The following is a 12,828-nucleotide window of genomic DNA, read 5'->3' on the forward strand; positions in this document are numbered from 1 at the left end:
CACCACGGCCGCAGAACTTCTCCCTCCGGGTTACGCCAGTCCAGCGCGCTCCAGCGCCTGCGTGCCCGCGCGCAGGGCCGCGATCCGCTCCTCCAGCGTGAAGCCGGCGGGCGCCAGCGTGAGCGTGGTGACCCCGGCGGCCGCGTAGGCCTGCATCCGCTCGGCGATCCGGTCCACGGAGCCGAGGAGCGTCGTCGAGTCGATCAGCTCGCGCGGCACGGCGGCCGCGGCGCCCTCCTTGTCGCCGGACAGGTACTTGTCCTGGATCTCGGCGGCTTCCTTCTCGTACCCCATGCGCTGGGCGAGCTGGTTGTAGAAGTTCTGCTTGCGGCTGCCCATGCCGCCCACGTAGAGGGCGGTGTACGGGCGGAACATGTCCGCGAGGGCGCTGACGTCGTCGCCCACCGCGAGCGGCACCGTCGGGACGACGTCGAAGCCCTCCATCGTCTTGCCCGCCTTCTCGCGCCCCGCGCGCAGGTGGCGGATCGCCGTCTCCTCCAGGTGCTCGGCCGAGGGGAAGATCAGCAGGGCGCCGTCGGCGATCTCGCCGGTCTGCTCCAGGTTCTTGGGGCCGATCGCGGCGACGTACAGCGGGATGTGCTCGCGCTGCGGGTGGACGGTGAGCTTGATGGGCTTGCCCGGTCCTTCCGGCAGCGGGAGCGTCCAGTGCTCGCCCTCGTAGCTGAGGCGCTCGCGCGTCATCGCCTTGCGGACGATCTCGACGTACTCGCGGGTGCGGGCCAGCGGCTTGTCGAACTTGACGCCGTACCAGCCCTCGGAGACCTGCGGTCCGGAGACGCCGAGACCCAGGCGGAAGCGCCCGCCGGAGAGCGAGTCGAGCGTGGCGGCCGTCATGGCGGTCATCGCGGGCTGCCGGGCCGGGATCTGGAAGATCGCGGACCCGATGTCGATGCGTTCGGTCTGCGCGGCCACCCAGGACAGCACCGTCGCGGCGTCCGAGCCGTAGGCCTCCGCGGCCCAGCAGACCGCGTAGCCGAGCTTGTCGGCCTCCTTGGCGACGGCGAGGTTGTCCGCGTCCATCCCCGCGCCCCAGTAGCCGAGGTTGATCCCGAGCTGCATGGCCGAATCCCCTTACTGAGCAGTAACGTCCCTGTGCCGGGGACTGTAGCGCGTGGCCCCGCGCGCCGTCAGCGGCGGGCGGACGGGTGGCCGGGTTGTCCACGGACACAGGTTTGTCCACAGCCCCTCACGCCACTGGAGCACGGCCAGTAATCTCAGCGCCCATGGAGCAGAGGCATCTCGGCCGTACCGGCCTTCGCGTGTCCCGGATCGGACTCGGCACCCTCACCTGGGGCCACACCCAGGAGAGCGATGCCGCCGATCTGTTGAAGGTGTTCTGGGAAGCCGGTGGCAACCTCGTCGACACGGCCGATGTGTACGGCGACGGCGAGGCGGAGTATCTGCTCGGCCGTCTCATAGAAAGGCTCGTGCCGCGGCGCGATCTGGTCATCGCGACGAAGGCGGGCAGCGTGCCCGACCCCGACCGCCGCTTCGACGGCTCGCGCGGTCACCTCCTCTCCGCGCTCGACGCGTCCCTGGCCCGCCTGGGCACGGAGTACGTGGATCTGTGGCAGCTGCACGCCTTCGATCCCTGGACACCCCTGGACGAGACGCTCCAGGCCCTGGACATAGCCGTGAGCAGCGGCCGGGCACGGTACGCGGGCATCTCGAACTTCTCCGGCTGGCAGCTCGCCAAGGCCGCGACCTGGCAGCTCGCGGCGCCGGGGACGCGCACCCGCCTGGCCAGTACGCAGATGGAGTACTCCCTGCTGCAGCGAGGCGTCGAGCGGGAGCTGCTGCCCGCGGCGATGGACCTGGGCGTGGGCCTGCTGCCCTCGTCGCCGCTCGGCCGCGGCGTGCTCACCGGGAAGTACCGCCACTCCACCCCGGCCGACTCGCGCGGCGGCTCCGAGCATCTGGCGCCGTTCGTCGCGCCCTACCTGGACGAGGCGGCGAGCCGCATCGTCGACGCGCTCGCCACGGCCGCGGACGGCCTCGCGGCCACGCCTCTCCACGTCGCCCTCGCGTGGGTGCGCGACCGCCCCGGAGTGACCGCGCCGATCGTCGGCGCGCGCAACGCGCAGCAGCTCACGGCCGCATTGTCAGTGGAGACCCTTAGTCTTCCTGACGAGATCTGCCAGGCGCTCGACGACGTGTCGGCGCCCGTGCACCGCTACCCCGATCAGGACTGGAGCACGCTGTGAGTACGGAGCCGGAAACCGCTGCCGCGGAGGAAGCGGAGGCCGCTGCCGCGGAGGAGACCGGGGCGGAGGCGCCCGAGACCGAGGGCGCGGCCGAACCCGACACTGCCACCGCCGGTTCCGACGGAGCGGACGACGCGGACACCGTGGCCGACGTACCTGACGACGCCGACGCCGCTGCCACCGCTGCCGTCGCCGACACAGACACCTCCGCCGATCCTGATGCCCCTGTGCCTGACGCCACCGCTTCAGACGCCACCGCTTCAGACGCCACTGCTTCTGACGCCACCGCCGAGAGCAAGGAACTCTCGGAGACCGAGGCGGAGATCGCCGCCCAGCGGGAGCTGCTCGCCCGGATCGCCGAGCGCAAGGCCGCCAAGCAGGGCCCGGTCGACGCCGGGGCCAAGCTCAGCGGCACGGCCGCCGACCTGCTGGCCGCCGTGCGCGCGGTGGAGAGCGGCGAGAAGCCGGCCGTCAGCGCCTTCCGCGAGCCCGAGCCCGCACCGCGCAGGGCGGCGCCCGAGCCCGTGCGGCGCCCGCAGCCCGTCGCGGCAGCCGCTTCGGGACCCGGCGACGAAGCCGTGGCAGCGGTCGCGGCGGTGCTCGCCGAGGGAGGGGCGCCCGCCGCCCTCGCCGCGCGGACGGCGGCGGCGCTCGGCGAAGGCGCCGATGCCCAACTGCGAGACGACCCCTGGCAGTTGCTGCGGGTCAGCGGTGTGCGCACGGAGCAGGCCGACGGGTTCGCGCGGGCGCTGCTCGGCGCGGAGTGCCGGCCCGACGACGAGCGCAGGGGGCGCGCGATCACCGCCTGGCTCCTGGAGCAGGCGGCCGTCGCGGGGCACACGGCCCTGGACGCGGCGGCGCTCACCGCCGCGCTCGGCCAGCGTTCCGTGCCCGATCCGGACGCGGCGGTGCAGAGCGCCATCGCAGAGGGCGACATCCTGGTCTTCCAGGACGCCATCGAGACACCGGGAGCTCCGGCCCCCGTGCGGGAAGAGGCCGACGGCGAGGGCGAGGAGGCCGAGGTGCCGGTCCGCGTCCTGGTCGGCCTCGAGCAGTACGCCCTCGCGGAGGAGAGCCTCGCCGACGGGCTGGCCCGGGTGATCAACTCCCTGCCCAAGGAAGAGGGTTCGGGACCGCGGGCCGCCGACTGGGAGTCCGCCGCGGCCGGGGCCGCCGGCTCCACCGCCGAGCTGATCCGCGCGGCGGCCGGCCACGGACTCGTCCTGCACACCGGCGGCGAGGCGGCACGCGCCGAGCCCGCCGCGCTGGTGGCGGCCGCGGCCGGCCTCGGCCTGCGGGCGTGGGCGGCCACGCACAGCTCCGCGGGGCGCCAGCGCGTCGCCGGGCTCACCGGCGCCGAGGAGGCGGGCGCCGCCACCGTGGCAGGGCTGCTCTCGGGGGCGGAGGGCCCCGGGCGGGACCGGGACGGAGCGCTCGCCCTCGACCTCCTGGTGGTCCTGGACGCGCCGCAGCTGGACGTGGAGAGCGCCGCCATGCTGGTGGAGTCCCTGCCGGACGGCGCCCGCCTGGTGCTGAGCGGCGACCCGGGCGTGCTGTGGTCGGCGGGCCCCGGACGGGTCTTCGCGGATCTCCTCGCGGCGCGCTGCTGCCCGCAGGTCGTCTCGCGCGTCCCGGACCCCGGGCCCATCGGGGAGCTGGTCTCCGGCATCGGCATCGGCGAGCTGAACCAGGTCGAGGCGCCGGGCAAGGAAGTCGTGATCGTCCCCGTGCGGGACGCGGGCGAGGCCGTCCACCGCACGGTGCAGCTCGTGGCGGACTCGGTGCCCCGGGCGATCGGGGTGCCCACGCAGGACACCCAGGTCATCACTCCCGGGCACGGAGGCGCCGCGGGCACGCGCGCGTTGAACACCGCGCTCAAGGAGCGGCTGAACCCCGGCCCCGGCCGGTTCGGCGGCTTCGACCCCGGCGACCGCGTCGCCCACGTCCCGGCGCCGGGTCGCACGACGCTCGGCCGGGTCCTGGGGGCCGACGCGGAGGGGCTGCGCCTGGAGTGCGACGGCGCCCCCGTGGTCGTACCGAAGGAGCAGGTGGAGCAGACGGTGCGGCACGCCTGGGCGCTCACCGCGCACCAGGCCGTGGGGCTGAGCTGGCCCGCGGCGGTCGTGGTGCTGCCCGGCGACGCGACGGCGGCCCTGAGCAGGCCCTGGGTCTACACCGCGTTCAGCCGCGGCGAGCGGCACCTGTCGGTCGTCCAGGGCGCCGAGCAGGCGCTGCCGCGCGCGGTGGCGGAGATCCCCCCGAAGGCCCGCACGACGCGCCTGCAGACCCTCCTGCGCCCCCAGGTCCCCGCCACGTCCTGAGCCGAGGGACCAACCCGCGCTTCCGGGTGGCCGCCTCGACCACCGGCCCCCGGAAGCGGCGGCGCACCGCCCGGAAGGGCCGCGACGCGCGCGCCCGCGGGATCAGCGGTCCGCGTCCAGGGGGCTCCTGTCGTCGTCGACGTCGAGGGCGTCCACCTCGTCCACCTCGTCGAGCTCGTCGAGTTCCTCAAGGACCGCCACGGCGTCGGGATCGACACGGAGACGGACGTCGGCGTCGGCATCGGCCCCCTCGTCGTCCGGGTCGTCGTCGAAGACCGCGCTGACGTCGAACCGGCACACGACCCGGTGCGGGTCCGCCTGGTCGAAGGGGGCGTCGAGCCACTCCCCCGGCTCGGCGGGCTCGTCCGCCGCGGTGACCCAGAGCGTGGAGTCGCCCTCCTCGAGGCCGAACTCCTTGTGCCGCGAGGCGATCTCGTCCGGTTCGAACTCCCCGAAGAGGACGCCGAGCGCGGCGTGCACACTGCTGCCCGCCGCCGCGGCGGGGCTGTCGCCCGCCGCGCCCTCGTCGAGGTCCGCGACCCGCTGGGCCTGTGCGAGCAGCCGCTGCGGCTCCGCCACGGCGTAGTCCCTGCGGATCAGCACGCTCAGCGCGTTCGCCTCCTCCGGGCCCTGGTACGGCGGCAGCACGTCGCTGTCCGAGCCAGGGATCTCGAAGGGGGTGACCTCGTCATAGCGGTCGTAGAGGAGCTCGTCGTACTCCTCGGCCGCCGCGGCGAGCTCGTTGAACGCTTCATAGACGGCCGGGTCGTCCTCCCCCGACCTGCGTTCGACCGCAGCAAGGTGACGGTCGAGCGCGGTCTTGACCGCCTCGGCGGCGGCGCGTACCTCGGCAGCGGTGGGCTGCGCAGCATCAGACATAGTGCAGACGCTATCCGTACCGGGCCTGTACTTGCACAATAGATGCGATGCCGGAATACGAATTTGTCGACGTGTATGTGCCGCGCGGGGTCACCCGCAAGGAAGCAACGCGCCTGCTGACGGACCACGCAGAGTACGGACACTGGGAGTTGGACCGCCTGAGCCTGCACTCGGACGGCAGCCGCAGGGTGCGGCTGAAGCGGCGGATCATCCGCCAGCTGCGGGCCACTTGGTGATGTGGGACAGCGAGAATGGAGGGTGCCCCGACCAGTCGGGACACCCTCCATTCTGCGTACCGGATCAAGCGGCGACGCGCGCGCCCCCGATCAGGCGGCCGACCGTGCCCTGCGGTACAGCACCGTTCCCGCGAGCAGAATGCCCGCGCCCACCGGCAGCACGACGCCGACCGGCAGCTCGCTGCCCGTCGACGCGAGCGTCTCCGAGCCCTTCGGCTGCGCGATGATCTGCGTCCCCGGCTGGTTCGGCACAGCCCGGTCCTCCGGCTCCGCGCCCGGCGTGCCGGGCTTGCCCGGAGTGCCCGGCTCCCCCGGCTTCCCCGGCTGCTCGGGCTTCTCCGGCGTCTGGGGGTTCTCCGGACCGCCCGGCGGCTGCTCCGGCTTCGTGGGCGGCTTCTCGCTTCCGGGCGGGGTCGCCTCGCCCGAGTCGTTGGCGCACTCGTTGCCGGTGGTCGCGTTGCCGAGACCGCCGATGGTGACGCTGTTGCCGCAGACGTTCACCGGCACGTCGACCGGCAGCTGGACGTCGTTGCCCGAACCCACACCGGGCGAGTCACTGGCGTGACCGTCCGCCGAGGACCCGCCACCCGAGGGCTTTCCGTGGCCGTGGCCGCCGCCGTCGTCGGAGGTGTTGGCGCAGTTGTTGCCCGCCGCCGGGTTGAGCACCCCGACGACGTTGACGCTGTTGCCGCAGACGTTCAACGGCACGTGAACCGGGAGCTGGACCGAGTTGCCGGACAGCACGCCCGGAGAATCCGATGCACCCCCGCGGGCGCCCGAGTCCGCTTGCGCGTATCCGCCGCTGATGGCGAGCACGCCCGTCGCGGCCGCCACCGTGATCAGGCCTTTACGAGTGACCTGTCGCATAGGTTTTCCCTGCCTTGTGACCTTCAGGAATGCGCACGCTCCTTGAGGTGCGTACGCGGAATGCCCGAAGGCCCCGGAGTGCAAGGCAAGCACTCCGGGGCCGACGGACTCAGACCCTCATGGGGTGAGGCACAGCAACGTCACTTGTTGACGCAGGTGTTGCCGAAGGCGGGGTTCAGCAGCCCGATCACGGAGACCGTGTTGCCACAGACGTTGACCGGCACGTGGATGGGCGCCTGAACGACATTGCCCGAGAGCACGCCGGGGGACTTCACGGCGGCACCCTGAGCACCGGCGTCGGCAGCAGCGATACCCGCACCCGCGAGCACGAGACCACCAGTGGCAGCCGCAGCGGCGACGATCTTCTTGATCATTATTCCTCCTTGTTGGCAATGCGATCCCAGCCGCGGACCGCACCACCTGTAACGAGGAGGGGCCATTGGGGCTACGAGCGTATGGTTCCTTTCACTCTTTTCAGTCAAGTACGCACGCGCTGACGATTATTGGAGTTTCGTTTCAGCACGTATATGCCGCGTTCCTGCCCCCATGAGGGGCGCGTGGACCGGCGTTCAGGACGCGTCGATGAACCGGTCGAGCACGCGCACCCCGAACTTGAGGCCGTCCACGGGCACCCGCTCGTCCACGCCGTGGAACATGCCCGCGAAGTCCAGCTCCGGCGGCAGCTTCAGCGGCGCGAAGCCGAAACCGCGGATGCCGAGGTCGTCGAAGGACTTGGCGTCGGTGCCCGCGGAGAGCATGTACGGAACGGCGCGGGCGATCGGGTCCTCGGCCTGGAGCGCCGTCTGCATGGCGTCGACGAGCGCGCCGTCGAAGGTGGTCTCCAGGGCCTTGTCCGCGTGCACGCCCTGGCGCTTGACGTTCGGGCCGAGAATCCGGTCCAGGTCGGCGAGGAACTCCTGCTCGTACCCCGGCAGGAAGCGGCCGTCGACGTGCGCCGTCGCCTGTCCCGGGATGACGTTGACCTTGTAGCCCGCGCCCAGCTGGGTCGGGTTGGCGGTGTTCTGCAGGGAGGCGCCGATCAGCTTGGCGATGCCGCCCAGCTTGGCGAGCGTCGCGTCCATGTTCTCCGGGTCGAGCTCGGTGCCCAGGGCATCGCCGAGTTCGTCCAGGAAGTGCCGCAGCGTCTTGGTCACCCGCACCGGGAACTTGTGCCGCCCCAACCGGCCCACGGCCTCGGACAGTTCGGTGATCGCGTTGTCCTTGTGGATCATCGAACCGTGGCCCGCCGTGCCGTCCACGGTCAGCTTCATCCAGTGCATGCCCTTCTGGGCCGTCTCGATGAGATAGAGCCGCAGGTCCTCGTTGACCTGGAAGGAGAAGCCGCCGACCTCGCTGATGGCCTCCGTGACGCCCTCGAAGAGCTCCGGGTGCTTGTCGACGAGGAAGCGCGCGCCGTACGTGCCGCCGGCCTCCTCGTCGGCCATGAAGGACACCACGATGTCGCGCGGGGGCTTGCGGCCGCTGCGCATGCGCTCACGGACGACCGCGAGGGTCATCGCGTCCATGTCCTTCATGTCGACGGCGCCGCGGCCCCACACACAGCCGTCCGCGATCTCCCCGGAGAAGGGGTGGTGCGTCCAGTCCTGGGCGTTCGCCGGTACGACGTCGAGGTGCCCGTGGATGAGCAGCGCGGGCCGGGAGCGGTCCTCGCCCGCGATGCGGGCCACCGTGGAGGCCCGGCCGGGGTGCGATTCGAAGATCTGCGGCTCGAGCCCCACCTCGGCGAGCTTCTCCGCGACGTACTCGGCGGCCTTGCGCTCCCCCGGGCCCGAGTGATCGCCGTAGTTGCTGGTGTCCATGCGGATCAGGTCGCGGCAGAGGTCGACGACCTCGTCCTCACCGGTGACGGGCCGCGACCGGTCCGCCTCGCCCGCCCTGTCGGCCCTGCTCGACTCGCTCACGATGGTTCCTCCCGCTATCGCTGCTGGTGGTCCTCTTCATCCTCCCGCGCCCACCCCTCGACACCCAAGGCCGGGCACCCGTCGTCATGCGCCGTTCACGCTGCCGGCCTGTGTGATCAGAGGCCTCCGAATGTTTGCTATGGTTTTCCACGTCGCCGCGGGAAACCGCGACAGACCACCTGGTCCGGGTGGCGGAATGGCAGACGCGCTAGCTTGAGGTGCTAGTGCCCTTTATCGGGCGTGGGGGTTCAAGTCCCCCCTCGGACACCAAGGATTGACCACCAATGCGCTGGTCGGGATCGCTCCCGGCCGGCGTTTTGCGTTGCCGGGTCGGCGGCCACCCGCAAAGCGTCCTCGGCCCGCGGTCCGGTCCGTCGTCCGGCAGTCCGGTCCGTCGTCAGTCCGGTCCCTCGGCCGTCAGTCTGCGCCGCAGCCGCCGCTCATGGGCCAGGCACCCCACCAGCGCGCCGCCGTAGACGACGAAACCCACCCCCACCAGCCAGGACTGCAGGATCAGCACGGTTCCGAACGGGCCGTACGTCACCGCGTTCGACGCGATCAGCGGCGAGAAGACGAACTGCGAGAAGATCCGCAGCCCCAGCAGCCCGATGGCCGTCGCCGCGGCCCCCGGGACCAGGGCCCGCCAGCGGACCCGGCCGCAGAGGAGCAGGCGCTGCGACCACCAGAAGAAGAAGAACGCACCGATGGCATCGCCCGCGGCGACGAGGGCGGCCTCGGCGGCGGACGACTCCTCGGGCGAGAGCGTGGTGACGAAGAGCAGCAGGCCGAAGACCAGCACGGCCAGCCAGACGACGTGCCGCCACATGGTGTGCCAGCGGGCGGGGGGCAAACGCCACACGCGTTCGTAGCCGGTCTGTACGGCGGATCCGAAGGTCACGCCGAACGCGGCCAGCGCGGCGAGGCCCAGCGCCGTGGTCCGTTGCAGCGCCCGCCCCGGCGCGCCGAACAGCCGCTCGATCTCCTCCTCCGGCACCTCGGAGGAGACCCCGAGGCCCTGCACCAGCCACCGGGCGAAGCCCTCTCCCCTCCCGAGGTCGGCCGCGGCGACCACGACGAGGAGGGGCACGAGGGTGAGGAAGCCGAGCGCCGCGAAGCCCATGGCGCGGTGCATCAGCTCCATCTCGCGCCCGCGGTTCCAGGCGAGCGCGACCGCCGAGCCCAGGAGGCGGCGGTGCAGGCGCAGGAACCACGGTCCGTGCGGCGCGGGGTCGCCGTGGTTCGGCGTACCGGATGCAGGGGGCATGGCTGATCACGTACCCGCGATCGCTCCGGGGCCAGCCCCGCGTACCGCCGAACGGGCCCGCGACCGTACGCGTGCCGGACCGGTGTCCGGGACGGGGTCGGTCAGCGGGCGGCCTCCAGGGGCGCGGCGGTGGAGCGTTCCTTGAGGTGGCGGACCAGGGCGATCAGCACGTCGCGGCTCGACTCGCGGTCCCTGGCGTCGCAGGCGACGACCGGTGTGTGCTCGGGGATGTCCAGGGCGTCCCGGATCTCCTCGACGGGATGGCTCCGGGAGTCCGGGAAGACGTTCAGGGCGATGACGAAGGGCACGCCCTGGCGCTCCATCTCCTCGATCGCCCGGAAGCTGGACGCCAGGCGTCGCGTGTCCACCAGGACGACGGCCCCCAGGGCGCCCTTGAACAGGCCGTTCCACAGGAACCAGAAGCGCTCCTGGCCCGGCGTGCCGAACAGGTACAGCACGAGCTGTTCGTTGAGGCCGATCCGCCCGAAGTCGAGGCTGACGGTCGTCTCGTTCTTCTCGGCCACCCCGGCGAGGTGGTCGACGTCGGCGCTTGCCTGGGTGAGGGTCTCCTCGGTGGTGAGCGGTTTGATGTCGCTCACGGAGCGGACCATGGTGGTCTTGCCGGTGCCGAAGCCCCCGGCGATCATCACCTTGACCGAGCGGCTCCCGGCGGCCAGTGAGCCGGCCCGCTCCGGCCGGTCCGGACGGTCAAAGCCTTTGAAGTCCACTGAGTACCTCCTCCAGGAGCGCGATGTCCGCTCCCTGACCGGGTGTGGAAGCCGGGATGGGATCACGTGCGTCGACCTGGCCCGCTTCCAGCAGGTCGGCCACGAGCACGGCGAGGATGTTGAACGGCAGTCCGAGGTGGGCGCTCAACTCGGCCACCGACAGCGGGTCTCGGCACCGGCGCAGGATCTCCCCGTGCTCGTACTGGGTGCCGGGGGCCGGGGCCGCGGTGGAGCGGGAGACGACGAGGGTCGCCACGTCGAGGCCGGCGGCCGGCCCGCCGGGACCACTGCGACCGCCGGTGAGCACGTAGTAGCGCTCAAGACCGGACGGGTCCGTGGGCCGTGGGGGGCCGGACCGGTGGGGGCCGCTCATCCAGGCTGCTCCTCCCGCCGCGCAGTGGTGCCGAGGAGTTCGCCCATCCTGCGGGACAGGTCCCTCATCTGGTGTCCGAGCAGCCCCTGGTCGAGCCCTTCCCTGGCGAGGACCCCGAGGTAGGTCTCGACCCCGGCCCGCACCACGAACAGGTGCCCGCCGTCGACCTCGATCATCGCCAGGCGCAACTGGCCGCCGTACGCGGGGAACTGGCCCGCCACCGGCTGGGCGAGCGCCTGCAGGCCCGCGACCACGGCGGCGAAGCGGTCCACGTCGTCCGGGTCGTCGGCTCCGTACGACGCGATGGCCTTGCCGTCGCTCGAAGCGACCAGCGCGAAGCGGATCTCCTGGATGCTCTCGGTCAGGTCGCGGAGCGCCCAGCTCACGTCGGATTCGTGTTGCGTCATGTGGCTAGTCGCTCTCTTCGGTGCGGGGCTCGGCGGTAAGGGGCCGGTCGGTGCGGGGCCCATCGGTGTCTCGTCCGGCGGCTGCGAAGGCCGCCATGCCGGTGAAGGACGCGTCCGGCGGCAGCACGGGCGGCAGGGCGCCCGCCGTGGTCCCTTGTTCGGCGTCGGCCCTCAGCGGGGGATCGGCGTGCTTCCTCCTGCGCCGGGGCAGACCGCCGGGCGTGGTGTCCGCGGCGGCCTCGGCCGCCGCGGTGCGTGCCGGTACCCGCTGGGCGGCCCGCCCGGCGGGCGCCTCGGCCCGGGAGGGAGTTCTGACCGCCGGTGCCGTCACGGAGTCGGCCGGAAGCTGGCTGAAGTACTTGTGCGGTACGACGACGACCACCGAGGTGCCCAGCCAGGGCGAGTCGGCGAAGGTGACCTTGATGCCGTACTTGCGGGCGAGCGTGCCGACGACGCGCAGGCCCAGGTGTGCGTCCTCGGAGAGGCCGACGAGGCCGGTGCCCGCCTCGGCGCCGTCGAGCGCCCGCATGGCCTGCTGCTTCTTCTCGTCGGTCAGGCCCTTGCCGGCGTCCTGGATCTCGATGCCGACGCCGTTGGGCACCTCCTTGCCGGAGACGACGACCGGCTCGGTGAGCGGCGAGTAGCGTGCCGCGTTGTCCAGGAGGTGGGCGAAGATCAGCGTGAGGTGGTCCACCAGACCGCCGTCGACGCCGAGTTCGGGCAGCTGGCGCAGTTGGACCCGGTCGAAGTCCTTGATGCGGCCGACGCCGCCGCGCACGACGCTGAGCAGGCGCTGCGGCTCCTGCCACTGACGTCCCGGCCGGTCCGTGCCGCCGAGGACCCCGATGCTCGCTGCCAGGCAGTCGGCGGGGCCGATCGCCTGGTCCAGCTCCATCAGGCCCTGGGCGACGGCCGGGTTCCTGCCGTGCTCGCCCTGCATCTCGTGCAGCCGCCCGCGGATCTTTCCGGTGAGTACGTGGATCCGGCTGCCGATGCTGATCACGGCCTGCTCGGCGGAGGCGCTGCGGTTGAACTCCTCCTCGACGGCGATCAGGCCGGTCCGCAGGACCTTGCGCAGTTCGAGCCTGAACTCCGGTGATATCTCGGTCTCTTGGTCGAGTGCGAGCGGCAGGAGGTCGTCGATGGCCTCGCCGCCGCGCAGGCCCTCGAAGGCGGCGGGCAGGAACTCGTCCGCCAGGCGGGCCACCAGGGCCTGCTGCCTCTCGAGGCGCCACTGCCACACACCGGCCTCGTCGACCTGGTGCGCTTCGTAGGCGGCGCGTTCGCCCTCGTACCGCCGTTCGAGGGCCGCGACGTGCTGCTGCCACTGCTGGGAGTGGTTCAGCTGCGCACTGCGTGCGTCCTCCGCGGCGCGGCTCAGCTCCTGGCGAGTGCGCAGCAGGAGGCGGACGCAGGCGGTGGCGGCCGCGGTGGCCGCGAGGCCCGCGACCGCGGTGGGTATTCGGGCCGGGTCGGAGCCGGCGGCCACGGCGGCGACGCTGCCGCCGCCGAGGCCCATCGGCAGCAGCCACCAGCTGTGCCAGGCCGCGGGTGCCCGGACAGCCGCCGGCGGCGGAGTGGCAAGTTCCATCTGATTCCTCAAACC

General features: G+C 72.3%; 13 protein-coding genes and 1 tRNA gene. 4 read left to right on the forward strand and 10 right to left on the reverse strand.

The genetic code is table 11. The features are described 5' to 3' along the window. Positions 1-30: 30 nt before the first annotated feature. The gene (locus ACIGXX_RS31305) at positions 31-1,080 is read right to left on the reverse strand and encodes an LLM class F420-dependent oxidoreductase (RefSeq protein WP_351165047.1); all 1,050 of its coding nucleotides are present in this window, start codon (positions 1,078-1,080) and stop codon (positions 31-33) included. A gap of 164 nt (positions 1,081-1,244) precedes the next feature. Here ACIGXX_RS31305 and ACIGXX_RS31310 point away from each other — a divergent pair, with 164 nt between their 5' ends. Beyond that, a complete protein-coding gene (locus ACIGXX_RS31310; protein WP_351165048.1) occupies positions 1,245-2,225 on the forward strand; it encodes an aldo/keto reductase in 981 nt (326 codons plus the stop codon). Further along, positions 2,222-4,546, forward strand: a complete 2,325-nt coding sequence (locus ACIGXX_RS31315) for a helix-hairpin-helix domain-containing protein (protein WP_399980599.1) — start codon at positions 2,222-2,224, stop codon at positions 4,544-4,546. Before ACIGXX_RS31310 ends, ACIGXX_RS31315 begins: the two co-directional genes overlap by 4 nt. Positions 4,547-4,648: 102 nt before the next feature. On the opposite strand, the gene ACIGXX_RS31320 is transcribed toward ACIGXX_RS31315, so the two are convergent. After that, positions 4,649-5,425, reverse strand: a complete 777-nt coding sequence (locus ACIGXX_RS31320) for a hypothetical protein (RefSeq protein ID WP_399980602.1) — start codon at positions 5,423-5,425, stop codon at positions 4,649-4,651. A gap of 47 nt (positions 5,426-5,472) precedes the next feature. On the opposite strand from ACIGXX_RS31320, the gene ACIGXX_RS31325 reads away from it, so the two are divergent. Beyond that, positions 5,473-5,661 (forward strand): DUF5703 family protein, encoded by a 189-nt coding sequence (locus ACIGXX_RS31325; protein ID WP_055544534.1) that lies wholly within the window; start codon positions 5,473-5,475, stop codon positions 5,659-5,661. Positions 5,662-5,751: 90 nt separating this feature from the next. Here the strand turns inward: ACIGXX_RS31325 and ACIGXX_RS31330 are convergent, their stop codons facing one another. The 3 genes from ACIGXX_RS31330 to ACIGXX_RS31340 all read right to left on the reverse strand — a co-directional run bounded on the left by ACIGXX_RS31330 (position 5,752) and on the right by ACIGXX_RS31340 (position 8,450). Beyond that, positions 5,752-6,528 (reverse strand): chaplin family protein, encoded by a 777-nt coding sequence (locus tag ACIGXX_RS31330; protein ID WP_383818078.1) that lies wholly within the window; start codon positions 6,526-6,528, stop codon positions 5,752-5,754. A 140-nt stretch (positions 6,529-6,668) separates the two neighbouring features. Next, entirely contained in the window at positions 6,669-6,902 is a 234-nt protein-coding gene (chpH, locus tag ACIGXX_RS31335) for a chaplin ChpH (RefSeq protein WP_351165052.1), read from the reverse strand. A gap of 195 nt (positions 6,903-7,097) precedes the next feature. Continuing rightward, complete coding sequence (locus ACIGXX_RS31340; protein WP_399980607.1) at positions 7,098-8,450, reverse strand: M20/M25/M40 family metallo-hydrolase; 1,353 nt, start codon at positions 8,448-8,450, stop codon at positions 7,098-7,100. Positions 8,451-8,632: 182 nt separating this feature from the next. Between ACIGXX_RS31340 and ACIGXX_RS31345 the strand changes: the two genes are divergently transcribed. After that, a tRNA-Leu gene (locus tag ACIGXX_RS31345) sits at positions 8,633-8,720 on the forward strand. Between the two features lie 127 nt (positions 8,721-8,847). Here the strand turns inward: ACIGXX_RS31345 and ACIGXX_RS31350 are convergent. The 5 genes from ACIGXX_RS31350 to ACIGXX_RS31370 form a co-directional block, all read right to left on the reverse strand. Beyond that, positions 8,848-9,714 carry a YhjD/YihY/BrkB family envelope integrity protein gene (locus ACIGXX_RS31350; protein WP_351165054.1) on the reverse strand — a complete coding sequence of 289 codons (867 nt, stop codon included), beginning with the start codon at positions 9,712-9,714 and terminating at the stop codon, positions 8,848-8,850. 101 nt (positions 9,715-9,815) lie between these two features. Then, complete coding sequence (locus ACIGXX_RS31355) at positions 9,816-10,442, reverse strand: ATP/GTP-binding protein (RefSeq protein WP_351165056.1); 627 nt, start codon at positions 10,440-10,442, stop codon at positions 9,816-9,818. Beyond that, positions 10,423-10,815, reverse strand: coding sequence for a DUF742 domain-containing protein (locus tag ACIGXX_RS31360; protein WP_351165057.1), 393 nt, complete (start codon positions 10,813-10,815; stop codon positions 10,423-10,425). Before ACIGXX_RS31360 ends, ACIGXX_RS31355 begins: the two co-directional genes overlap by 20 nt. After that, entirely contained in the window at positions 10,812-11,222 is a 411-nt protein-coding gene (locus ACIGXX_RS31365) for a roadblock/LC7 domain-containing protein (RefSeq protein WP_351165059.1), read from the reverse strand. The genes ACIGXX_RS31360 and ACIGXX_RS31365 overlap by 4 nt, the downstream gene beginning before the upstream one ends. Before the next feature lie 4 nt (positions 11,223-11,226). Continuing rightward, positions 11,227-12,813: an ATP-binding protein gene (locus tag ACIGXX_RS31370; protein ID WP_399980613.1), complete on the reverse strand. Its 1,587-nt coding sequence runs from the start codon at positions 12,811-12,813 to the stop codon at positions 11,227-11,229. Between the last annotated feature and the right edge of the window lie 15 nt (positions 12,814-12,828).

This window comes from Streptomyces sp. NPDC055243 (genome assembly GCF_044544025.1).
Lineage (GTDB): Bacteria > Actinomycetota > Actinomycetes > Streptomycetales > Streptomycetaceae > Streptomyces.